This window comes from Stenotrophomonas sp. PAMC25021, assembly GCF_004795795.1.
GTDB lineage: Bacteria > Pseudomonadota > Gammaproteobacteria > Xanthomonadales > Xanthomonadaceae > Stenotrophomonas > Stenotrophomonas muris.
On record NZ_CP039255.1, the window covers coordinates 2,292,426 to 2,315,882 of the forward strand.

Annotated in this window: 22 protein-coding genes; 5 read left to right on the forward strand and 17 right to left on the reverse strand. The window is 62.8% G+C overall.

All coding sequences use genetic code 11. The features are described from left to right. Positions 1–8: 8 nt before the first annotated feature. The 5 genes from E5790_RS10760 to E5790_RS10780 form a co-directional block, all read right to left on the reverse strand. On the reverse strand, positions 9–1,241 hold the full coding sequence (locus tag E5790_RS10760) for an efflux RND transporter periplasmic adaptor subunit (protein WP_040006894.1): 1,233 nt from the start codon (positions 1,239–1,241) through the stop codon (positions 9–11). Beyond that, the gene (locus E5790_RS10765) at positions 1,238–2,488 is read right to left on the reverse strand and encodes a TolC family protein (RefSeq protein WP_111206083.1); all 1,251 of its coding nucleotides are present in this window, start codon (positions 2,486–2,488) and stop codon (positions 1,238–1,240) included. The genes E5790_RS10760 and E5790_RS10765 overlap by 4 nt, the downstream gene beginning before the upstream one ends. Positions 2,489–2,576: 88 nt before the next feature. Further along, positions 2,577–2,942 (reverse strand): hypothetical protein, encoded by a 366-nt coding sequence (locus E5790_RS10770; RefSeq protein ID WP_111206082.1) that lies wholly within the window; start codon positions 2,940–2,942, stop codon positions 2,577–2,579. 129 nt (positions 2,943–3,071) lie between these two features. Next, on the reverse strand, positions 3,072–3,722 hold the full coding sequence (locus E5790_RS10775; protein WP_111206081.1) for a transmembrane anchor protein: 651 nt from the start codon (positions 3,720–3,722) through the stop codon (positions 3,072–3,074). A 19-nt stretch (positions 3,723–3,741) separates the two neighbouring features. Beyond that, on the reverse strand, positions 3,742–4,392 hold the full coding sequence (locus tag E5790_RS10780; protein ID WP_223224807.1) for a HupE/UreJ family protein: 651 nt from the start codon (positions 4,390–4,392) through the stop codon (positions 3,742–3,744). 379 nt (positions 4,393–4,771) lie between these two features. On the opposite strand from E5790_RS10780, the gene E5790_RS10785 reads away from it, so the two are divergent. Continuing rightward, a complete protein-coding gene (locus E5790_RS10785; RefSeq protein ID WP_111206080.1) occupies positions 4,772–5,095 on the forward strand; it encodes a hypothetical protein in 324 nt (107 codons plus the stop codon). A 111-nt stretch (positions 5,096–5,206) separates the two neighbouring features. Here the strand turns inward: E5790_RS10785 and E5790_RS10790 are convergent, their stop codons facing one another. From E5790_RS10790 to E5790_RS10835, 9 genes are all read right to left on the reverse strand, one after another. Next, positions 5,207–6,541: an MFS transporter gene (locus E5790_RS10790; RefSeq protein WP_111206079.1), complete on the reverse strand. Its 1,335-nt coding sequence runs from the start codon at positions 6,539–6,541 to the stop codon at positions 5,207–5,209. 97 nt (positions 6,542–6,638) lie between these two features. Then, positions 6,639–9,884, reverse strand: a complete 3,246-nt coding sequence (locus E5790_RS10795) for a CusA/CzcA family heavy metal efflux RND transporter (protein ID WP_111206078.1) — start codon at positions 9,882–9,884, stop codon at positions 6,639–6,641. Continuing rightward, a complete protein-coding gene (locus tag E5790_RS10800; RefSeq protein ID WP_111206077.1) occupies positions 9,884–11,053 on the reverse strand; it encodes an efflux RND transporter periplasmic adaptor subunit in 1,170 nt (389 codons plus the stop codon). Before E5790_RS10800 ends, E5790_RS10795 begins: the two co-directional genes overlap by 1 nt. Beyond that, positions 11,054–12,277: a TolC family protein gene (locus E5790_RS10805; RefSeq protein WP_136191747.1), complete on the reverse strand. Its 1,224-nt coding sequence runs from the start codon at positions 12,275–12,277 to the stop codon at positions 11,054–11,056. It abuts the gene before it with no gap. An 87-nt stretch (positions 12,278–12,364) separates the two neighbouring features. Continuing rightward, positions 12,365–12,928 (reverse strand): sigma-70 family RNA polymerase sigma factor, encoded by a 564-nt coding sequence (locus E5790_RS10810; RefSeq protein ID WP_111206076.1) that lies wholly within the window; start codon positions 12,926–12,928, stop codon positions 12,365–12,367. Positions 12,929–12,942: 14 nt separating this feature from the next. Then, the gene (locus tag E5790_RS10815) at positions 12,943–13,371 is read right to left on the reverse strand and encodes a periplasmic heavy metal sensor (RefSeq protein ID WP_087948687.1); all 429 of its coding nucleotides are present in this window, start codon (positions 13,369–13,371) and stop codon (positions 12,943–12,945) included. A 508-nt stretch (positions 13,372–13,879) separates the two neighbouring features. Beyond that, positions 13,880–14,494 carry a cyclin-dependent kinase inhibitor 3 family protein gene (locus tag E5790_RS10825; protein WP_168708238.1) on the reverse strand — a complete coding sequence of 205 codons (615 nt, stop codon included), beginning with the start codon at positions 14,492–14,494 and terminating at the stop codon, positions 13,880–13,882. A 19-nt stretch (positions 14,495–14,513) separates the two neighbouring features. Further along, a complete protein-coding gene (locus tag E5790_RS10830; RefSeq protein ID WP_111206075.1) occupies positions 14,514–14,969 on the reverse strand; it encodes an NIF family HAD-type phosphatase in 456 nt (151 codons plus the stop codon). A gap of 68 nt (positions 14,970–15,037) precedes the next feature. Then, positions 15,038–15,814, reverse strand: a complete 777-nt coding sequence (locus E5790_RS10835) for a hypothetical protein (RefSeq protein ID WP_136191748.1) — start codon at positions 15,812–15,814, stop codon at positions 15,038–15,040. A gap of 120 nt (positions 15,815–15,934) precedes the next feature. Between E5790_RS10835 and E5790_RS10840 the strand changes: the two genes are divergently transcribed. After that, on the forward strand, positions 15,935–16,204 hold the full coding sequence (locus E5790_RS10840) for a helix-turn-helix transcriptional regulator (protein WP_111206074.1): 270 nt from the start codon (positions 15,935–15,937) through the stop codon (positions 16,202–16,204). Positions 16,205–16,457: 253 nt separating this feature from the next. On the opposite strand, the gene E5790_RS10845 is transcribed toward E5790_RS10840, so the two are convergent. The 3 genes from E5790_RS10845 to E5790_RS10855 form a co-directional block, all read right to left on the reverse strand. Beyond that, positions 16,458–17,627, reverse strand: a complete 1,170-nt coding sequence (locus tag E5790_RS10845) for a lytic polysaccharide monooxygenase (protein ID WP_111206073.1) — start codon at positions 17,625–17,627, stop codon at positions 16,458–16,460. Positions 17,628–17,808: 181 nt separating this feature from the next. Then, positions 17,809–18,978 (reverse strand): lytic polysaccharide monooxygenase, encoded by a 1,170-nt coding sequence (locus E5790_RS10850; protein WP_111206072.1) that lies wholly within the window; start codon positions 18,976–18,978, stop codon positions 17,809–17,811. 191 nt (positions 18,979–19,169) lie between these two features. Next, on the reverse strand, positions 19,170–19,697 hold the full coding sequence (locus tag E5790_RS10855; RefSeq protein ID WP_111206071.1) for a DUF1203 domain-containing protein: 528 nt from the start codon (positions 19,695–19,697) through the stop codon (positions 19,170–19,172). A gap of 296 nt (positions 19,698–19,993) precedes the next feature. Here E5790_RS10855 and E5790_RS10860 point away from each other — a divergent pair, with 296 nt between their 5' ends. The 3 genes from E5790_RS10860 to E5790_RS10870 are packed head-to-tail and all read left to right on the forward strand — an operon-like array spanning position 19,994 to position 23,444. Then, on the forward strand, positions 19,994–21,520 hold the full coding sequence (locus E5790_RS10860; RefSeq protein ID WP_041863953.1) for an alpha/beta hydrolase: 1,527 nt from the start codon (positions 19,994–19,996) through the stop codon (positions 21,518–21,520). After that, positions 21,517–22,263, forward strand: coding sequence for an ATP-binding cassette domain-containing protein (locus E5790_RS10865; protein WP_049442045.1), 747 nt, complete (start codon positions 21,517–21,519; stop codon positions 22,261–22,263). Before E5790_RS10860 ends, E5790_RS10865 begins: the two co-directional genes overlap by 4 nt. Then, entirely contained in the window at positions 22,260–23,444 is a 1,185-nt protein-coding gene (locus E5790_RS10870; protein ID WP_049404907.1) for an ABC transporter permease, read from the forward strand. The genes E5790_RS10865 and E5790_RS10870 overlap by 4 nt, the downstream gene beginning before the upstream one ends. Positions 23,445–23,457: the final 13 nt, after the last annotated feature.

The following is a 23,457-nucleotide window of genomic DNA, read 5'->3' on the forward strand; positions in this document are numbered from 1 at the left end:
ATGGATCCTTAGTGGTCGTGGCTGGCGCCAGACTTCTCGATGTCTGCACGGATCAGATAGCTCTGCTCGGCGACGTACCGCGTTCCGGGCTTCAGTCCGCCAAGAACCTCTGCCCACTCGCCATCACGCTTTCCAAGCTCAAGCATGCGCACCTCATAGGTATCGCCCACCTGCGCAAATACGACGGTAAAGTCGCGAAATCGCTGGAGCCCTGACTCTTTGACGGCCAGTGGAACAGGTGTCTCGGCAATGATGACCTCGGCCGAGACAGCCATTCCTGGACGCCACTTGCCGTCACCATTGGGGATACTCACGCGCGCAACCACGCTTTGGCCGCTGCTTGCCAGCGGAAGCAGGCTTTGGAGCCTACCTTCAGTCTCCAAGGCACCCGTGGCGGAACGGATCCGCACTGCTTGACCTGGAGCGAGACGCTCGGCGTCAGTGCCCAGAGCTCGTAGATCGACCCAGACCTCTGACAGATCGGCAACGTCGAACAGTGTGTTGTCGGCGGCCACATCACCAACACTGGTGTTGCGCGCAAGAACGATGCCGCTGAAGGGAGCAATCACCGCGTAGGTGCGCATGCTGTCATTGCCTTCAACCGTCGCCAGCGTCTGCCCTGCCGAAACGCGTTGGCCCATCTCGACCGACACGCTGCGGACAATACCTGGGAATCGTGCTTTGACGGCGGCCTGGCGGCCAGTGTTGACCGCGATGTTCCCCATCAGCGTGACCGTATCGCGGATAGTGCCAGCGGTAGCCTCTTCCACCACCACACCCGCATCCTTGGCAGCGCTTGGCTCGATGGTGGTACGGCCTTCATAGGACTGATAGGACCAGGTGTGTGTCTTTCCTCCTACCACTGCGTCTGCCTTCACGTCGAAAGAATGAGGTTCCACGACCTCGCCGTTCCCCACGAGATAGTCGTTTTCGGCGGTGAAAGTGAAATCATTGACCTCACCGTCGAGGCGCTTCAACTGCATTGTTGCCTTCACCTCATTCGGTGAGATCGGCTTGTCATTTCGATAGGCGTAGAGGCGGAACTGAGGAGGCGTGTTGGTTTCATAGACGGTGACTTCAAGTGCGAAATCACCATCGCGGAGCATGCGACCGCGGTTGGGGCCGCGCTCGTAGTCGCCGGCCGCGGCGGTGGATTCTGCGGCTTCTTTCTCAACCGGCTTTTCACCGCCACAGGCGGCCAGTGCCAGCGGAAGCAACATAAGAAGGGCGTAACGATTCATGGGCGGACATCCTGGGCGGAGGCGGTGAGGCGATCTGCCTCGACCAGCAATCGGAGATAGAGTGCGGCGGACTCGACTTCGCGCTCACGAAGGTCGAACAGCGTCTTCTGCGCCTGGCTCAATGCGAGATAGGAGAATCGACCCTCCTCGAAGCCACGACGGCTCTGATTCATCGCCTGCTCCGCCTTGGGGAGCTGCCGCTCACGAACGGAGGTGACCTCCAACTGCGCTTGGCGCAGCTGTTGATAGACTCCGAACAGCTCCTGGTTGAGCTCCAACATTTGTGCTTCACGGCGTGACTTGAGCGCACTCAGTTCGTAGTCGACTTCGGATACCGAGTAGGCTGATCGACGCCGGGTTCCCAAGGGAACCGAGATCGACATGACCAAGCCACTGTCCTTCGTTGCTTCAAGACGGCGAAGTCCAAATCCAACACTCACGTCAGGCTTCGCGCTGGAAACGGCGACATCGCGGCGCGCGGCAAGAATTCTGGACTGGGCATCGAAGGCACGTTGCTGTGGCGCGTTCTGAAGGCGTTCGGACAGCGTCTGGTAGTCATCCAGCGGGGGGAGGATGTTTGTATCGCCGGCGACGGTGTCGAAGTCAGCGGTGAAAGAGCCCCAGGAAGACGCAAGCGCCATGCGCGATGCCTCCAACCGCTGGACTGCTTGATCACGCTTGAGCTCTGCATCGGCCAGGGCGATTTCAGCGGCCCTCAGGTCTGAGTCCGGGTTCCGTGCCGCAGAGACCCAGCGGGCCACCTCTCGCTGGAGCGCGCGGGCCATACGAATCCACTCTTCCGCATGCTCGACATGCTCCTGCGCCGCAAGCACGTCGATGAATCGACCAGCGGTGCGTGTGGCGATGGCCACCCGGGTCACATCAGCCTCTCGCTGGGCTGCATCCACCTCCGCGCCGCCAAGCGCTTGGCGGGCCGCCCGCTTGCCACCCAGTTCCAGAATCTTGGATACCCGGAACGTTGCCTCGGCAGCGTCCATACCTCGCACGCTGCCACTACCGGCCACGTTCTCCAGTTCTCCGCCGAGCACCAACGGGGCTGCTAAGCCCTCTCGCGCCGCACGGTTCTTTGTCGCCTCTATTTGTGCGGCATCTGCCTGCACGCTTGGGTGAGTGCCAAGGGCGCGGGCAACCGCATCCTCCAGGCGCAGCACTTCGGCGGCGTGGCCAGGAACGGCCACACCGCAGGCGCCGGCAACAGCCAGCGCCCACACACTACGGAATTTCACGGAAGCCTCCGGAAAGAAAGTCAGAACGACGCGCCGCGTCCCGCTACACGGGAGGCGCGCTCAGGCTGCTAGAGCGCAGCTAGGGTCGTCAGACGATCGGAGGTCGGAAGGGTGACGCCGGGTGCCCTGCAGGCACCCTCAGAAGTCGCAGAGCATGGACTTCACCGGCCAGCGGTAGTGAAGCCAGGTAGACGTGGGGCGTGAACAAGCTTCCAGCGAAACTCGCGTCTGCCTGATGCAGTACCGCGTGAGCGCCAGTGGCGTGATCCGGGTCCAGATTGTCGCCCCCACCGCCCGCATGTGAATGGCCATGATCCACCGCTGCTGCGATGTCATGTTCCAATCCGTGCAGTTCGCTGAGCTGGATCACCATCGGCCGCGCAACGACACTCAACAGCATCAGCGCAAAGAAGCTGATCCTGAGGGCAAGGCCGTGGCGGGCGGAAAGACGCATATGGGTTAGCTTAAGCGGGGCTGGCTGGGGGTGTCGAGGGGCCGAAACTGGGCGCAGCCCATCGGAAATACCGCACATAGGGCGGTGACCAGGCCTTAAGCGCACCCGGCCACCGCCAACCGCTGCGGTTTACATCTTCTTGATCAACTCGTACTCCCCTCCGGTGCGGAGCAGAAGCGTTACGGGCTCCTCGCCCCTGTTGCGCCAGAACCATCCGTGGTTGCCGTCGAAGGCAGCCAGGAGCACCCCCTGCTTGGTGGCTTCCCCTCGACCCTTCTCATAGCTGATCGCTCGACCGCCGCCGTCTCCGTGGGTGTCGAAGTTCACGACGCCGCCTTCAACAGACCACTGGTAGCTGGCGCGCTCGCCCGCCTTCATGACGAGCTTGATCTCGGTGCCCTGGCCCGGCGCCAGGACAACCTGTTCTTCGTCCCGCCATTCGGCAGCGGTGGCCGCATTGCTCGCGGCAGGCTTCTGAGCAACTTCAACGGTCTTACGGTTCTGCGTGGACACCTGCGTCAGCAGGGCGGCTGCCTCGTCTTCGGCGGCCGGTGCGTCCATCGCAGCGTCAGCTGCCGCTTCCTCGGCAAGCTGTTCCTTGATCTCCCCCATTTCCTTCAGACCAAGTACCCGACCAACACCAGTGGGATCGATTCCGTACTCAGATGGCATCACCACTCCAACCAGGAGGACGATGGCGATGCCGGCGGCAATTGCGGTGGTGCGTCCCAGCTGGCGGCTGGTGGGGAGGTCGCCTTCGGCGGGCTTACTGTTGTACATGATGTGGATCTCTTGAAAGTCAGGAAACGAAGTAGCCAGTGAGCTGCATGCCGATCAGAATGAATCCGGCGCAGAGCATGGCGGCATTGGCGGTGTAGGCGTGCTTGAAGAAGCTGGGCGTGCGGCGCCAGTAGCCCATTGCGATCAGAATCGCGCCAAGCGAGAGGATCTGGCCGATCTCCACGCCGACGTTGAACGCAAGCAGATTGGGCAACAGACCATCGGGTGAGATGTCGTACTCGATGATCTTGGTTGACAGACCAAAGCCGTGGAACAGGCCGAAGATCAACGTCGCAACCTTTGTGTTTGGCTGGAAGCCGAACCAACGCTGGTAGGCGCCCAGATTGTCCAGGGCCTTGTAGACCACAGACAGACCAATGATCGCGTCGATCAGGTAGCTGTTGATGCCCACGTTGAACAGCACACCCAGCAGCATCGTTGTGGAGTGCCCGATCGCGAACAGCGTCACATACAGCGCGACATGCTTCATCCGGTACAGGAAGAACACCACGCCCAGGAGGAACAGGATGTGGTCATAGCCGGTGGCCATGTGTTTCGCGCCCAGATAGGCGAATGCGATCAGATTTACTCCAGATATTTCCTGGATGTAGCCCTTGTCGCCTTCGGCGATCGCGTGAGCCAACGCCCCGTCAGCTGTGAGTAGCAGCATGAACAGGGAAAGCAGTGCGAGTAGAGTTCGCGGCCAGTGCGACCGTAGTGGGGGTTGGAGAAGGACGCGCGAGAGCGCCCCGGATTCAGAACTGGGGATCATGATGAGTATCTACGAATGCGGTCAGCGGACCTCCGCCAAAGCTATCCGCTACGACACTGGGAACCGGCGCAACGTGCTACGAGTGCGCAGAAGGCGCGCACGGCACGTCACACGGATCACTGCGCGCAAGCGGGGTCCGGGCGGGGAACGAATCAATAATTTCTTGCAGCGACGAATGTCCAGTAAGGATTGACTGGACGGTCGCTGCCAAGCCTCTGCTCAGTGCGAGCACGAGGCCTGGGTCTCAGGCGATAGGAGGCCTGAACAGGGATGAGCGATGATGCTGAAGCTCTGCCGCTGGCTGGTGCCAGGGATGGATATCGCTCAGATCAACTCGAGCGGGTCCAGCAAGGCTGGCCAAGATGCCTACAGAAGCCGTCAGATCGGCCTGGTGCAACAGGCTGTGCAATCCAACCGCGTGTTCAAGATCACGGTCTGCGGCATCACTCACCCCAACATGGGGGTGACCATGTTCCACCGCAGCCTGCACGATGTGCTGCAAGCCGTGCAGCTCACCCAGATGATTCAGGACGGGTCGCACGAACAGGCTCGCCACCAGCATCATGAAGATGCAGCTGCGCAACAGAACGCTGGTTGGTAGACGAAGGGATCGCACGGGCAAAGACTAGAGGCTTGTTCTGGCAAAGTCGATATGACAACGTCGGGCGCGAGCGGTGAAAGTGCCCTCTCGCGCCCCTTGTTCAAGTTTCCGTCATCCAGGCCAACGAGGGTGCACGTCGTCGATGACATACCGATGTGAGTGCTTGCCGTTGGAAGAGGCGTGTTCCGCCCAGTGGGGATGGTCCGCAGCCAGATCGTCGTGACCGTGGGAGATCTCGTCCGGGTCATGGGCGGGCCAGATTCTCCAGGCGAACACGAATCCGGCGATGCCGACTACTGCCAGTGCCATGATCGCCACTGGCATTCCAAACTTCGCACCCACGGCCCCCGCCAGAGGGTAGGCAATCAGCCAACACACGTGGGAGAGAGAGAACTGCGCTGCGAACAGGAATGGCAGATCGGTGGATTCCGCTGATCGTCGCAGCAATCTGCCGCCAGGAGTCACCAGCCCCGCATAGCTCATCCCCAACAATGCCCAGCCGGTGAGCACGATGGGCCAACCTATGGAGGAGGGCGAGAGCAGCCAGGTAAGACCGAGGGTCACAAGTACGATGCACATTGCAAGGGCTGCGGAGAGCATCACACGCCTGTCAGCCACCCGATCGAGAACCTTGGGGAGGACAAGCGCCGTCAGCATCGAGCCGCCACCGAAAGCTGCCAGCGCCCATGCCACCTGTGACTCTGCTCCGCCGAGAACGTTGCGCACCACGACGACGGTGTTCACGAACACCATGGCGCCGCCGGCGGCCGCACACAGATTAAGGGCAAGCAACCCTTTCAGCCTGGGCGTCTTCAGGTAGATTCGCATTCCTCGAATCGCGCGGGCGTAGGGACCGTCCTTTCTTAGGGACGGTGCAACGAAGGGGAATGCAGTTGAGAACACCAAGATGGCGGATATCACGAAGCCTACGGACGTACCAGCGAACAGGCCGTGGAAGCTGATCAGCGTCAGCAGAGCAGCGGCCAACGCGGGACTCAGCAGGCTCTCCAGGTCATAGGCCAGGCGCGACAGGGACAGTGCTCGGGTGTAGTCGCGTTCCTCCTTCAGGATTTCCGGGATCGTCGACTGGAACAGAGGGGTGAAGCACGCCGAGGCCGACTGCAGCAAGGCAATGAGCAGGTACACCTGCCAGATCTGGTTGACGAACGGCAGACAAAGCGCTGCGCCCGCCCGCACCAGGTCGAGTGCAATAAGCACCGGTTTGCGTAGATTTGCCGGGACGATTGCTCCGGACAGAGGGGCCAGCAGCACGTAGACAATCATCTTGATTGCCAGAGCCGTACCCAGCACAGCACCCGCCTCAGCCCCCGCTAGGTCATAGGCCAAAAGAGAGAGCGCCACGGTAGCCAAGCCCGTGCCGATCAGCGCGATAACCTGCGCAGCGAACAGGTTCCTGAATGTTGGAAAGCGTAGGACCTCGATCATGGCTCACCTCTAGATGGAACAATGGAAAGCGCCGCTGCCCTGCGGATCGTAATCCGATCCGCAGGGCAGGACGTGAAGCCGTGGAAGGGGCTTGTGCTCAATCGACTTCGGGTACTGGCAGGGGGTCTTCAATGCCTGCGGCCTTCCTGCGCGCAGTTCTTCGGAGTACCAGCCCGCACAGCGCAGGCAGCACGAACAGCGTCAGTACGGTTGCGGTGGCAAGACCCCCGATAACCACTGTAGCCAGTGGCTTCTGCACTTCGGCGCCCGTACCCGTTGCAATCGCCATCGGGACAAAGCCCAGGGAGGCAACCAGCGCGGTCATAAGAACCGGTCTGACGCGCTCCATTGCACCCAGTTCGACCGCCTCATCTGGCGGAAGCCCCTCGTGCAGGCGCTTCTTGATCGCGGAGATCAGAACCAGACCGTTGAGCACCGCGACACCAGATACCGCGATGAAGCCCACTGCAGCGGAGATCGAGAAGGGGATTCCTCTCAACGCCAATGCGAAGAATCCACCGGCCAGAGCAAGTGGCACTGCAGTCAGTACCGTACCTGTCAGCAAACCGTTGCCAATCGCCATGTAGAGGACGGCCGCAATGAGAATGAAGCAGAGAGGCACAATGATCGCCAGTCGCTTCGTTGCTGCCTGCAGATTCTGGAACTGCCCGCCCCATTCGATCCAGGAACCCGTGGGCAACTGCACCTGCTGGCCAATAGCCGCCTTGGCGTCGTCAACGAAGCTACCCAGGTCACGCCCGACCACATTCGCTTCCACATAGATTCGACGTTTGCCATTGTCGCGGCTCACTTCGTTCAGACCCTGCGTGAAGCGGAAGCTGACCAATTCACGAAGCGGAACAGACTGACGGCCTTCCTGACTGCCTGGCGGCAGCATGACCGGAACGGCTCCCAGTACATCGAGATCGCTGCGGTCCACACGGGGCAGACGAACCACTACGTCGAAGCGCCGATCACCTTCGAAGATCTGGCCCGCCATGCGACCTGCCAGCGCAGCAGACACTGTGTCGGCCACTTCCTTGACGGTCAGTCCGTAACGGGCGATCGCGGCCCGGTCGAACGCCATGTCAAAGGTCGGGAAGCCTCCCGTCTGCGCCACACGGACATCCGATGCGCCCGGAATCTTCTTGAGGACGGCCGCAATCTTGTCAGCGCTGCCGGCAAGTGCCGTCAGGTCTTCGCCATAGATCTTGACTGCAACGTCGCTACGAACGCCGCCGATCAGCTCATTGAAGCGCATCTCGATGGGCTGGGTGGCGTCATAGTTGTTACCAACAAGAAAGGCTGTCTTCTCTCGAATCCTCTCGATCACCTGCTCTTTGGTCTTCACTCCATCCGGCCATTGGTCCTTGGGCTTGAGGATCACGTAGTTGTCGGACGCATTGGGCGGCATGGGATCTGCGGCCAGGCTTGCGGTACCGGCCTTGGAGTACACCGTCTGTACCTCCGGCAACGTCATCAGTGCCTTCTCAAGAGGAAGGTCGATGGCGACGGACTGCTCGATCGATGTGGACGGGATGCGAACGGAGGACAGGTTGAGATTCTGCTCATCCAATGTTGGCATGAACTCCCGACCCACAAAGCCAAAGGCCACAACGCCGGCCACCAGGACGCCAAGACCACCGGCCAGGTAGGGCATGGGTTGGCGGATTGCGCTGCGAAGCATCGGCTGATAGCGGCTCTTGGTGGCAGCTACTACCCGTACTTCCTTCTCGGAAATGTGGCCCTTGAGCATGACCGCCACCATCGCCGGAACGAAAGTGAGGGAGAGCACGAATGCAGAGGCCAGCGCCAGCATCAGGGTAATGACCATCGGAGAGAACATCTTCCCCTCGACGCCCTGGAAGGTCAGGCAGGGCACGAAGACCAGGAAGATGACCGCCTGCCCATATACGGTCGGGCGGACCATCTCCTTGGACGAGGCGATCGTTTCATGCAGGCGCTCCGATAGATTGAGCGGGCGCCCAAGTGCATGCTGTCGCTCTGCCAGGCGGCGCAGTGCGTTCTCGACGATGATGACCGCGCCGTCGATGATCAGGCCAAAGTCGAGCGCACCCAGGCTCATCAGGTTGCCAGAGATCCCGAGCTTGTTCATGCCGATCGCGGTGATCAGCAGGGACAACGGAATCACCAATGCAGCAATGACAGCAGCTCGCCAGTTTCCGAGCAATGCAAACAGGATGACCACGACTAGAAGAGCGCCTTCGGCCAGGTTCTTGGCGACGGTCTTGATCGTTGCGACAACCAGCTGGGATCGGTCCAAGGTGGGAACAATCGTCACGCCCGGCGGCATGGTCTTGCCGATCTCCTGCAGCTTGTCACCCACCGCCGCCGCCACAGTTCGGCTGTTGGCGCCAACCAGCATGAGTGCACTGCCGACGACAGTCTCGTATCCATTGCGGCTGGCAGCACCGCGGCGGAGCTCACCGTCAACGACCACACGTGCGACGTCACCCACCGTTACGGGAACTCCGTTGCGATTGCCCACAACGGCACGGGCAATCTCGTCCACGGAGCGGATGCGGGCGTCTGCGCGCACCAGATAGGACTCGCCCGACCTCTGGATGTAGTCTGCTCCGACCGACAGATTGGCATCCTGCAACGCGTCGGCCAGGTCGGTATAGGAGAACCCGTACTCCGCGAGCTTGCTCGCATTGGGCTCAACGACATACTCCTTGACGTAGCCGCCGAGACTGTCGACGTCTGCTACGCCTGGCGTCGTGCGCAGCTGAGGCCGCACAATCCAGTCCTGGACTGTGCGCAAGTAGGCCAGACGTGCCATGTTGTCCGTCAGCCGTTCCCCTTGATCAGTCAGGAACGAACCGTCGCTTTGCCAGCCAGGCTTACCATCATTTCGCGGGGCATCTTTGCCATCTGGGTGGGTGAATTCAACGCTGTAGTGGAATACTTCGCCCAACCCGGTCGAAACCGGGCCCATCAGCGGTTCGGCACCCTCCGGCAACTGGGGCCGAGCCTGAGTCAGACGCTCGGTGACCTGTTGGCGCATGAAGTAGAGGTCTGCGCTCTCATCGAAGATCACCGTGACCTGGCTGAAGCCGTTGCGCGAGAACGACCGGGTGTTCGCGACGCCCCGAAGTCCTGCCATCGCGGTCTCGATCGGGTAGGTAACGCGCTTCTCGACCTCCACTGGACTCAGCGTCGGGATGACGGTGTTGATCTGGACCTGCTTGTTCGTGATATCCGGAGTCACGTCGATCGGTAGCAGGTTCAGTTGCCACCCGCCGATCACCGCAATCACCAGTGTGATGAACAGAACCAGCCAGCGGTGCCGTACGGCACCCGTGAGTACTTGCTCGATCATTACTCGTCTCCGCCCGACTTTTTCATCTCGGCTTTCACCAGAAACGCGTTACGGGTAGCAACCGGGGTTCCCGCAGTGACGCCAGAAAGGATCTGCGCCATACCACCGCTACGGAGGCCAATGAAGACCGGCTGTGCAGTGAACCCCTTACTGGTTCTGACGAAGAGGACGTCTTTTCCGTCGATGTTCTGGACCGCCTCTTCCGAGACAGACAGCCCCTCACCCGATCCGGAAGCGGTGACCAGCCGGACCTGCACACCGTCACCCACAACCAATCCGTTCGCCTCTGCGCTCGGGGTGATTACGACTGTGGCAGCCCTTGTCAGCCCACCTACGGCGGCAGCAACTGAACGGACCTTGCCAGAGGTGACGCTTCCGTCGGAGCGGGTAATGGACGCGCTGTCGCCGGCCTTGATCCGACCGGTGTCACCCGCACGAACGGAGGCCTGAATCTCCACGCCATTGGAACCTGTGACCCTATAAAGGGAGGCCTGCGGCTCGACGAAAGCGCCCAGAGTCACTTGCGAGCTGCTGATGGTTCCATCGATAGGGCTGATGACGTTGACGCTACCTCCTCCATCCACATTGGCGGTGCGTGCCACCAGGGCAGCGCGTTGTGCTTCTGCTTGCGCTGTGAGATAGGCGGCGCGACTCGCCTCAGCCTCTTGTCGTGCGAGCACGCCCTGTGCGAGCAACGACTCATCGCGCTTGACGTTCTTTTCGGCGAGGGAGAGGCTGGCGCTGGCCACACGAAGGTCAGCCGCAATACGGGCCCCATCAGGGCTGGCTACGCGTGCCAGCACTTCGCCCTTCTTCACCTTGTCGCCCACCTGCCGGATGACATCGGTGACGTTACCGGCCGCACGTGCCACCACGACGGCCTCACCACCGGGGATTGCCACGACCGAACCCGATGCGGTGATGTTCGCCGCTACCTGAGCGGAAGTGACGGGCTCCACCGAGATCCCCGCAGCGGCAAGATACTCCTTGGGAATCGCGACTTCCTGAGCCGCCTCCGCCGGCGCACTGGCGCTGGCTTCGTCTTTCGCGGGGTCGACCACCGTCTCTGAGGGGGCGGATAAGCGTGCAATGCCAAATCCCGCGCCAAGCGCCAAGGTAGCCACGCCGATCATCGTCAGGGTGTTAACAGCCGGAATACTTCTCTTCATCTACATGTCTCCAAAGGCAATCTGACCGCTGGCCACGGCGAGCGATGCGTAGGCGGCAACGCGTGCGAGTCGTGCATCCACCACGCTCAGCCTCGCGTCCGTCAGCGTGCGACGGCTAAGCAGCAGCTCAACCAGTGGGGTTCTACCGGCCTCGTATCCCAAGCGCGCCATTCGGTAGGCTTCCGTGGCTGCTTCCTCTCCCTTGGAGGCAGCGATCAGTCCTCGCATGGCGGCGTCAACACGCGCAAGCGCAGTCGCACGGTCCGCCTGGCTCTGGAGGCGTGCTGCATCCAATCGAGCACGGGCGGCGTCGCTCCGTGCTCGAGCCGCGCTGATCCCGCCGCTGTTCCGGTCAAACAATGGGATGCTCAGAGACACGCCGACGACCAATGCGTCCCCACCGGCGGCGAAGTTGCGACGGCCTGCGGTGAGGTTAAGGTCCGGTGCCCGCTTGAAGCGTTCAGTGCGCAGAACCGCATCGCTCGCATCGACGTCTGCCTTCGCAGACAGGACAGATGCCGAATCGACGTTCGCAATTGCGGGCGCAACCCACTCGCGCACCAGGAGTGACTCGGACGTGCCTGAGTAGGGTTCAGCTCTTCCCGCCAGTACTGACAGTTGCTCGAGAGCTGCAGCCGCCTCTGCCTCTCTTGAAGCGGCAATCGCTTCTGCTGAGCTCAAGCCGGCCTGGGCTTGTGCTACGCGCAGGCTGGCCTCCTTTCCTGCGTCAACCAGCGCCTGAGCTGCCTTCAGGTCGCCTCTGGCGCGATCAACATCTTCGGCAGCAATGTTGCGCCGTATCAGCCCAGCCTCGGAAGACGCGTAGGCAACAGCCAAGGCTGCGGCGAATTCGACTTGTGCCTGGTGCTGGCGAGCTTCGGCCGCCTGCAGCCCTTTCTCTCCCGCCTGGATTCGAGCCCCACGTTGGCCAAAGATCTCCAGTGGCTGGCTGATGGTGTAGGTCGTCTGCCGCTGGCTCGCGCCATTGCTGGGGGGAGCGTTGAGATTCTCTGCGAGGGCATCAATGGTGGGGTTACGTAGCGCTCGCGCTTGGCGGGCTTCGCCCGCAGCGGCAGCTGTGTCGAACCCCTTTTCCTGAAGGAAGGGGGATTGGGCCCTGCTCTGCTCGAGCAACGCGCTGAAGTTCGGGGCATCCGAGGCAGAGGCCGCAGAGATACTGGTCAGGGCCAGCATCACCGTCAGGGCAAGCAATGATGGTTTCATGAGGATCCGGTGCAGTGGGGCCGCAATCTCGGCCGTCTTTCTGCACTACGCGGCCTGCGCGGCCTTCCCCTCGAATCCGGCGAAAATTTATTTCCCGCGGCTCAGTGCATCTGTCAGCTTGGCCCGTGCTCTCAGTACGCGACCCTCTATTGTTTTGAGACTGATACCCAGGGCGGAAGCTGCTTCAACCTGGGAAAGGCCGACGAAGGCAGTCAGAACCAGGGCTTCACGCAGGCTCGGGTCGATCGAGTTGAGAACCCTTCTTACTTCTGCGAGCTCAAGCTGAGAGCCGGCAACCTGCTCTGGACCGGCCTGCTCGGAATGCAGGGCGCGTCCTTCCTCGTCATCCAAAGGCTTGGCCCGGAACAGGAAATGGCGGACGCGTCGAAACCGTTGCGTATCACGAACCTTGTTGATTCCAATACGCATCAGCCAGGGAAGTACCGAGCGCGTCGGATCGTACTCTGACAGGCCTCGCCAAGCGGCAACGAATGTCTCCTGCACGACATCATCGACGTCGGTTTCGGGCAGGCCCATGCCTCGAACCATCTGCTTGATTGCTGGCGAGTGACGGCGGACCAGGCGAGCGAAGGCCTCAGCATTACCTGCCGCAGCTTCAACTGCCCAGTTGTTGTCGTCCTCGATGGTCACAACGTTTGTGTGGCTCAGGGAGAGTCGGTGCGAAGTGCTTCAAGGAGTGCCTTGTCGTAGGCCGGCCGGTGCTCGGGTTTCAAGCCCTCGCGCATCTCGAACACATGCTCGAGCGTGATGCGCTGGAGATCGCCCGCAGCCCGCTCCACCTCACGACTTGCACGTTCCACCTGGGGGTTCCACTTGGGGTCAGCCGCGATGGCGTCCGCCAGCTGGCGGTTGGCAATCCGCAGGCGCGCTTCGATCTCACCTCGCCTTGTTGCGAACAGCTGTTCCTTGGCCTGGAGGATCTGCTTCTCCGAGTCGTCCAGCGGCACCACGGCGTGAAGGCGTTCATGGAGATCGCTGTGCCCAGGATTGAGCGAGTGCCAGGTCCAGCCGATAGCCAGCGCGCACACGACGCCAATGATGGCGCCAGCGATTGTTGCCAGCGGCAGCCTCATGAGGGGTCCGATTGCCATCAGCGTTCCACCAGTAGAGCGTATGGGGACATGGAAGCTGGGGCCGCGACCCATGTCGGGCGCGAGGGTGCCTGGGTGACAAAGAAGGCGGAGCCTACTCCTCCGCAGGTAAGCACCGCCGCGAGCGCCGCGCATGCGAGTGCCCGGCGGAACTCTCGCTTACCGGCCCATTGCGAAGGGGAAGCTTCCTGGGACAGGCGTCGGACCAGGCTATCGGTGGCCCGATCATGGCCGTCTGGCCTTGTAGCTGCCGAGGCTCTGGACAGCCAATCGTCTAGATCATTCATGTGGAGATCTCCTCATCCTTCCCTACTTATACGCCTGCCGTGGGGAGATCCCCTCAAACCTCTGATTGCTGACCTCCCCGCGGGTTCTCAGATTCACCGATAAGCACCGGGGCGCAGCCGATCCGGCACTGGGAGGTTCACAGGTCTGGACGTGATCAGTACCGTGTCAAGAATTCAGAACGGATGCTTCAGCGCACACGGTTCTAGAGCATCCGAGAAGCCCAGTGAAGAAGGAAGCGCTCTTGCTCCGCCGTTTCCACCGCTCCGGGACGAGCACTCCGAACTCTGGCCATAGCTTCTTCAGCGCTTAGGCATGATCTGCTCTCGAGCAGTAGCATCGAAGCCACGGTGCCCGCTCTGCCAAGCCCTCCTTTGCAATGAACGACTACTTTGTCACCGCGGAGCAAATCGTTAGTGAGGACGGGGCCTAATCGTGTCCACTCGTCCAAGAACTGAGCATCCGGCGCTTCTCCATCACGAATCGGAAGACCATGCCAATGCAGGCCATGAGCGCGCGCGCGTTCGGGTAGCGACCCTATCCCGAGATCGTCGAACTCCCACGGTTCAATCAAGGAAAGCAGATGGCGACATCCCCAAGCTGAAACGGACGCTAGATCGAGCTCGAGATCTCTACACCACGAGCCCGTCATTGCAATCTTCTGATGCTTACCGGGGGCAAAGGTAACGCCTATGGCTCCTCCGTTGGCACCGACGGAAAGTCCCGCAATCTGCAACGGATGAGACAAGCTAGTTCTGTGCACAGGATCCTCGAGTATTGGGGGCTGGCGGTGTCTCACTGCGGCGTCCGAAGATTGCATCCACGGCACACTCCATCCACTAAGGCCGCGCCTTGGGCTTTGTGCTGCTTGGATTGAGGCGCTCCTCAATACGCTGGATCACCAGCTGCAGCCCGTCGTCTCCATCAGAATATGGTGCAGCGAAGAGAGGGGCTTCAATCCAGAGGAAGTGTTGGCCGGGATGCACGTAGGCCCCGTGATCATCCAGCAACAGCGCCTCGCCAAGTTCTGCCGAAACGAATCGAAGGTCTTTCGTCGGACCGTCCCATTCGATGTATGGGAGATGTTGAAACCATTCGGGAGCGCGTCCCTCCAGCACCAAGAGGGATGTAATCTCTGCAACAACCTTTTGGGGTACAGAGGTGAACATGACGATCCGATTGAAGGTGCTGCTGGCATAGTTCAGGAACTCCATCAGGCCGGGTCTGGGTATTTGACTGACGGCATTGGAGATAAGTGTTCCCTCAAGGTCCAGTGCAAGAATGATTGGACGCATCTATCAAGTCTCGTGATTCTTGGTTCAGCTGAGCCAGGGAAGTGGGTAATCGAGGGCCTCTGTTTTGACTAGATGTCGCCCAGGGATGGAGCTGCAAGCCAGTAGTCATCGCCTATCTTCAGTACGCTTTCCAGCGCTACATCGATCATCAGTGGTCGTCGCCAACCTGTGTCAGGAAGGAAGCAATAGTCGGTTCTTCGAAGTTCACCCGCGGCCGCCTTTACTACCAGCCAGCGCGTCCTCCTTCGCATCTCTCGGGAAAGCACTTCTAGTGCGGCGTCCTCGTTGCCACCGCTACTAAGGAACTGGCTCGCTGCTCCCCTTACAGATGACCAGAGCACGTATCGTTTCCGCCCCAGGCTCAGACGAGTCCACTCCTCATCCTGACTTCTCAGGATTTCATCTACGCGGTGCACTCCGATACGGTGACGGCGCAGCAATGATGTGAGATAGGCGCTTGCCTCTCGATCCGCTAGCTGGCGCCAGATCCAAAGTCTTGCGTGTTTATCAAGCGTCGGGCGCCAAGCATCGAGCATCCGCTTGAGCGCTGCATCAAGGTCATCAGGAAGAATCAGGTCATCGACGTAGGACCAACTGACCGGTTCGTAGAGAGAGCGCTTAACGACTCCGTTGCCTGAACTGGAACCGGTCACAACACCTGCGCTTTTTAGGAATTGCAGGAGTTGCTGGGCGACAGCAGGGTCTGAGGAAACGGGCGCGCTAACGGAAGTCGAGCGTTCAAGCGCACACCAGGCGCAGGTGTAGAAAGGACCAAGCGATACGACAAGTGAGTCGAGCTCGGGCCACGAAGGAAGGAGGGTCTGTTGGCTACGGCCATAGATCACTCGATCCCCGGCAAATTAACCAGTCCGGATGCTACCAAGGCGGCACGATGTCGTCTACATGATTTTCATGTATGCCGTGCCTCGGTCATAGATTTCCATCCGCTCCTTGAGGCGGACCGGATGGCTACGAAGACGATCTATCAGAACCCGTACCTCCGTTTGGTCGGAAAGCTTCGGGAGCATCGGGAGATCTTGGGCATCAGTCAGACTCAACTTGCTGCCCATCTGGGGTGGCCCCAACAGCGCATTTCTTCAATAGAGTCTGGATCACGTCGTCTAGACGTTCTCGAATTCTGCCAAATGGCATCTGCGCTGGGTGTCTCTCCAGCTGAGGTGTCTGATCTGATCTGCAAGGCTCTAAAGGCAGTGCGAGTCCCGAGGATCAATTGACAAGGCTCACATAAGGCGAAAGTCTTGTGTCAAGCATAACTGATTGATTTATATGCTTTAAATAAGTTATCCGTTGTTATTTAGTCCTTCAGCAGCAAATAGGTCCGGCTGGCGCCGGCCGCTGGCCGGCAACCCCACGAACCTGGTAGTGCCGGCCGCTGGCCGGCAACCGCACGAACCCCGGTAGTGCCGGCCGCTGACCGGCAACCCTGGAAACCGGAGGCGACCCCACGCCGCCCCCGGTGCCCTGCCTTCAGTACTCGATCCAGGCATCACGCCAGGCAGAGCCGGTACCCGGGCGGTAGGCCTCTGCATTGATGTTGCACCAGGCGCCTTCCGGGAACGGGCGGCAGGCATACAGCTTGCCGTCGGTGCCCTTCACCACGGTCTGGCCCGGCGTGTAGCTGCCGATATCCGCGGGGTATACGAAGTCGTAGTCGTCAGCCGGCGGCGGATCGATCGGATCGACCGGATCCGGCACGCGGGTATCGAGCTGGAACAGGTGGCCTGGCTTCAGATAGACGCGGTTCCCGGTAGCCGAGGCGACGGGCGTGATCACGCCGTTCTTCATCACCCCCACGCGCGCCTGCTGCGCAGTGCCATTGACCTTGTGGGCCAGTGCCAGCGGCCACTGGTTCGCAGCGGTCTGGCCGGCGGCAAGGGTGATCTGCGGGCTTTCCAGATCGTTGCCCTGGGCGTTGAAGACCCGCAGGGTCAGGATGGTGCCCACGTCCAGCGCACCACGGGCAGTGACCGGACCCGCGTCCTGCCACTGCGGCGGCGGGGTCACACCACCGCCCCCCTCGAAGCGCACGTCTGCGCAGGTATAGAACGCCTCGCCCGAATCCGAGCGCTGCCAGGTGTTGTAGATGATGTGCTGGCCGCTGCGCTTGGGTAGCGGGCAGTCCAGCTTGTAGACGTCACCGGAGACCGGCACGTTGCCCAGCGTGCAGAATTCCTGCAGGTCGGCCCAGCGCAGCGGGCTGCCCGGTTGCCAGCCATCGCGGGTGACATAGAACTTCCACTCGCGGGTGGCATGCGGGGCCGGGGCCTTGAACTCGAACGTGTAGCGGCCACGGGCGTCGGCACGGATCGGCGAGGTCTGCCAGTCACTGCGGTTCAGATCCAGGCCGCGGTACTTGCTGTTGCCGCCGCTGCACAACTCGCCATCGGGCACGACGGCCTGGTGGTTGCCATGGGCCTCGGCCTGGTTGATCCCGGCCCAGTCATAGAACGGTTGCGCACCACCGATGGCCTTGGCGGCAGCGCAGGCGGGGTTGGTCGGATTCTCGGGATTGCCCTGGTAACAGGCATAGACACGGCTGGCGGGTTTGGACAGGGTGCCGTGGGCGAACGCGCTGCCAGAGGTGGCAATGCCTGCGATCACAGACAGCGCGATGACGGTCCGGTGTGACAGATGCATGGAGATCTCCTGAGGGTGGTGAAACCCCGCGAAGTCTCGACATCCCACCCGCCCGCATCCATCGGATTACGTTGAAAAAAGCATCGCGTGGTTGCATATGGGAACGGCTTCCCACTCACACGCTGGCGCGTCTCACGCTATGCAGGGAACGGCGCTCTGCCACCGTTCCCTGTACCCGGTCTCAGTATGCAATCCACGCATCGCGCCAGGCCGCACCCACACCCGGCCGGTACGCCTCGGCGTTGACGTTGCACCATGCACCTTCCGGGAACGGGCGGCAGGCGTACAGCTTGCCGTCGCTGCCCTTCACCACGGTCTGGCCCGGCACATAGCTGCCGATGCCCGCCGGGTACACGTGGTCGAAATCACCGCCCGGTGACGGTGTACCCGGGTCGGGCACCTGGGTATCGAGCTGGAAGCGGTTGCCGTCCTTCAGGTACACGCGGTTGTCGGTGGCCGAGGCGGTCGGCGTGATCACGCCATTGGCAAGCACGCCCACGCGCGCGTGCTGGGCACTGCCATTGACCTTGCGGGCGAGCACCAACGGCCACTGCGCGGGTGCGGTCTGGCCGCTGGCCAGGGTGGCCTCCACACGTTCGACGTCATTGCCGTTGGCGTTGAACACGCGCAGCGCCAGCGTCGTGCCAACCGGCAGCTCACTGCGTGCGGTGACCGGGCCGGCGTCCTGCCATTGCGGTGCCGGTGCGGTCCCTCCGCCTCCCTGGAATCGCACGTCCATGCAGGTATAGAACGCCTCGGTCGAATCCGAGCGCTGCCAGGTGTTGTAGATCACATGCTGGCCGGTGCGCTGCGGCAACGTGCACTGAAGCTTGTAGGTGCCGTCGGCCGACAGCGGCGTATTGCCCAGCGTGCAGAACTCCTGCAGGTCGGCCCAGCGCAGCGGGCTTCCCGACTGCCAGCCTTCGCGGGTAACGAAGAAGCGCCAGTCGCGCGTGGCGTGTGGTGCGGTCGCCTTGAACACGAAAGTGAACTTGCCATTGGCATCGGCCTGGATCGGCGTGGTCTGCCAGTCACTGCGGTTCACGTCCAGGCCGCGGAAGGTCGGGTTGTTGCCGCTGCACAGCTTCCCGTCGGGCACCACGGCCTGATGGTTGCCGTTGGCGTTGGCCTGGTTGATGCCGTTCCAGTCGTAGAACGCCTGTGAACCGCCAATCGCTTTTGCAGCGGCACAGGCCGGGTTGGTCGGGTTCTCGGGATTGCCCTGGAAGCAGGCATAGACGCGGCTGACCGGCGTGGTCATCGTGCCGTGGGCGAACGCGCTGCCGGCCAGGCACAGGCCCGCAGCGGCGAACGAGGTGGCCAGCAACAGCGGTGTGGATCGGAATGACATGGCGCATCCTTGTGGTCGTCGAAAGGGAACGGTGACCGCAGGAGCTGCGCTGCGCGGCGGACTTTCGGCGGCACCACGGCGAGTATCGAGTCGCACTGCAGGGGACGGAACCATCGCAGTGCCGATCCGTGACTGCGCATGTGAAGCCCTTCCCGCAGGCTTCACGCAGGGCTGAACGGATGCGCTGGACGTCACGTGACCGGCGTGGCATCGATCACGTCATGGAGATCACGCGACGCAGTCCCGGTAGCCACGCGATCTGCCTGGCACGAGAAACAGCCATGCGCCGCGTTGTGCAGCTGCACGAACGCCACCGACGGGTCGGCAAACAGTGCATCCAGGTGGTCGGCCACCTCGGTGCCCGCGCAGACCTGGGCACCGCACATCAGCGCGGCGTGGTCATAGGCACGCATCGAGATCATCCGGCGCTGCACATACGGGGGCACCTCGCCCGGCGGCAGGACGCAACGGGTCACGCCGCGCTGCACGAAGATCGGGCCGGCGGCGCGGTACGGCGAATGCAGCGGCAGATGGACGTGGGACAGCAGGAGCAGCTCGCTGCCAAGCGCGGGGTCGCTCAGGCTGATCCGGCAGGGATGTCCGCCGTTGGCGCCGGCCCAGCGACGCTGGATGCCGAGCGTGGCGAGCGCGCTGTCGCTCATCTCGAACAGGTGCAGGAAAGGTCGGTGGTCGATGCCGCCGAGGTACCACGCGTGCATGGGCGTCTCCTTGGGTTTTCCGCGGATTGTGCGCATGCGCCGGTCGCCGTGCTCGCCGTTTTCAGACCCCGCATCGCCGTCGGGCCGGAACACTGGCCCTTGGGGTGCTGCTGGCCGCCGCCGATGCCGCCCTGCACGGGCCAAGGCCGAGCGCGGGACTGCCAGGTCTGCGCGCCGTCGGCGGCGGATTCGTCATTGCCCATCGCCGTCGGCGCGCTGCCCGTGTAAGTTGGGTCACATCTTCCGCGGCAGCCCGTCGTGGTCGACAGGAACGTCCTCCAGGGGAAACGAGCACGATGCAAAGACACCACCTCGCGCTGGCCGGGATGCTGGCCAGCCTGATGCTTGCCGGGTGCAGCCAACCGCCGCCGGCCGCCGCCGGAAGCGCCAGCGATGCACCCAGCCGCCGCTTCGGCACGATCGACTTCCAGCCCTGCACGTTGTCCACCGAAGGCGCCAGCGCCAACGTGGAGGCGCAGTGCGCCACCCTGCAGGTGCCGGAGAACCGGGCCCAGCCCGATGGCCGCCGGATCGGCCTGCGCATCGCCTGGCTGGAATCGGGCAGCAGCGGCGCCAGCCAGCCCGACCCGGTGTTCTTCCTGGCCGGCGGCCCCGGCCAGGCGGCCAGCGAGGTGGCGGTCATCGTCGATACCGCACTGCGCCAGGTGCGCAAGCAGCGCGACGTGTTCCTGATCGACCAGCGCGGCACCGGCGGCTCCAACCCGCTCAGCTGTCTGGGCGCAGATGGCAAGCCGCTGCAGATGGACGAGGATGCCGCGCCTTCCGAGGCATCGCTGCGCGACTACGCCCAGCGCTGCGCCGCATCGCTGCAGGGGCGTGCCGATGCGCGCTTCTACACCACCACCGAGGCGATCGCCGATCTGGATGCGGTGCGTGCGGCGCTCGGTGTGGACCAGCTGAACCTGGTTGGCGGCTCCTACGGTACCCGCGTGGCCCAGCGCTATGCCGGGGCCTATCCGCAGCACACCCGCAGCATCGTCATCGATGGCGTGGTACCGAACGAGCTGGTGGTCGGTGGCGACTTCGCGACCACCTTCGAGGATGCGATCGCCCTGCAGTCGGCGCAGTGCCGCAAGGATGCCGCGTGCAGCAAGCGTTTCCCGACCGACACCCGCGCGCAGCTGCGCAGCGTGGTCGACACCCTGCGCCGTGCACCGGTCTCGGTCGAGTATCGCGACCCGGGTACCAACGCACCGCGGCAGGATGTCCTGACGCCGGACAGCGTGGTCGGCCTGGCCTTCGCCTTCTCCTACGTGCCGCAGTATTCCTCGCTGCTGCCACTGGTGCTGGATGAAGCCGCGCACGGTCGTTATGCCCCGTTGGCATCGCTGGCGCGCGGCGCGAACCGCAGCATGGATTTCCAGATCAACCGCGGCATGCAGTGGTCGGTGATCTGCAGCGAGGATGCGCCGCGCTACCACGCGCCGGCCGAGGATCCCGAGCGGCTGTTCGGCAACGAAGTGGCCAGCGCCTTCTTCGCCGCCTGCCCGGTGTGGCCGCACCGTCCGGCGCCGGCAACCGATGCCGTGCCGCTGCGCAGCGACGTGCCGGCACTGCTGCTGTCCGGTGAGCTGGACCCGGTGACCCCCCCGCGCTACGCCGCACAGGTGCTCAAGGGCCTGCCCAATGGCCGTGCGCTGGTCGCCCGTGGCCAGGGCCATGGCACGTTGACCGCCGGCTGCATGCCGCGGCTGCTCGGCCAGTTCATCGACAAGACCGATGCCAAGGCGCTGGATGCCGGCTGCCTGGACACGCTGAGCTACGTGCCGGCGTTCACCTCGTTCAACGGATGGGAACCATGATCGTCGCCGACAACCTGCACAAGGCCTTCGATACCCGCACGGGCCGCATCCAGGCGGTCGCCAACGTCGGCTTCCGCGCCGGCGATGGGCAGATCACCGGCCTGCTCGGCCCCAACGGTGCCGGCAAGACCACCACCATGCGCATGCTCTACACGCTGATGACCCCTGACCAGGGCAGCATCAGCGTCGATGGCATCGATGCCGCCGGCAATCCGGTGGAGGTACGTCGCCACCTGGGCGTACTGCCCGATGCGCGCGGCGTCTACAAGCGTCTGACCGCGCGCGAGAACATCGCCTACTTCGGCGAGCTGCATGGCCTGTCGGCCGAGCGCATCCGCGAACGCATCGAGGTGCTGTCGCACGCGCTGGACATGGGCGACATCCTCGACCGGCAGACCGATGGCTTCTCGCAGGGCCAGCGCACCAAGACCGCGATTGCCCGCGCGCTGGTGCACGATCCGCGCAACGTCATCCTCGACGAACCGACCAACGGCCTGGACGTGATGACCACGCGCGCGCTGCGCCGCTTCCTGCTGGGCCTGCGCGAAGAGGGTCGCTGCGTGATCCTGTCCAGCCACATCATGCAGGAGGTGGGCGCGTTGTGTGACCACATCGTGATCATCGCCAAGGGCACGGTGATGGCCGCCGGCAGCGCCGACGAACTGCGTGCACAAGCCGGTGAAGCCAATCTTGAGGACGCGTTCGTGAAACTGATCGGCAGCGAAGAGGGCCTGCACGCATGAGCATGATGTCGACCCTGATGACGGTGATGCGCAAGGAACTGCGCGACCTGTCGCGTGACCGCCGCACGCTGCTGCTGACCCTGCTGTTCGGGCCGCTGCTGTACCCGGTGCTGCTGCTGGGCATGGGCAAGCTGGCCGAGAGCCGGGTGCGCACCCAGATCGAGGAGCCGTTGCAGATCCCGACGATCGGCGCGGAGAACGCGCCGAACCTGGTGCGCTTCCTCGCCGCACAGGGCCTCAATGCCGCACCGGCGCCGAAGGACCTGGCCGAGGCCATCCGCAGCCAGGATATCGATGTGGCGCTGCGCATCAGCGGGGACTTCGGCAAGGACTGGGCCGAGGGCAAGCCGGCGCTGGTGGAGGTGATCAAGGACAGCACGCGTCGCGCGGCCGAGGTACCCAGTGCACGCCTGGAGGCGGCGCTGGCCACCTACAACGGCCAGGTCGGTGCCTTGCGCCTGATGGCACGCGGCATCGATGCACAGGTGGCACGCCCGCTGGACGTGGCACGCCAGGACCTGGCCAGTGCCGAAGCCAAGCGCGGCATGATCCTGTCGATGCTGCTGCCGGTACTGCTGACGCTGACCTCGTTCATCGGGGGTGCCTACCTGGTGATGGACGCCACCGCCGGCGAGCGCGAGCGGCAGTCGCTGGAACCCCTGCTGGCCACGCCGGGCTCGCGCAGCGCGATCGTCAGCGGCAAGATCGCCGCCGCCTGCGTGGTCGGTTTCGTGTCGCTGCTGCTGACCCTGGTCGCGTTCAAGGTGAGCGCGCAGATCGCACCCGGCAACATCGGCCGCCAGTTCAACATGAACGTCGGCTCGATGCTGCAGATGCTGCTGGTGATGCTGCCGATGCTGCTGATCGGTACCTCGCTGCTGACCTTCCTGTCGGCCGCGGCCAAGAGCATGAAGGAAGCGCAGAGCCACATGACCTGGCTGATGCTGCTGCCGATGCTGCCCGGCTACGCACTGGTGGCCTACCCGCTGAAGAGCGAGATGTGGCAGTACGCCGTGCCGTTCCTGTCGCAGAACCAGATGCTGCTGAAGGTGATCCGCCACGAGACCATCACCCCGACGGTCTGGGCGATCTACCTTGGTGCCAGCCTCGGCCTGGCCGCCGTGCTGTGGTTCGCCGCCGTGCGCCGCTACCACAACGAGCGCCTGGCCATCTCCGGCTGACCCCAAAAAAGGG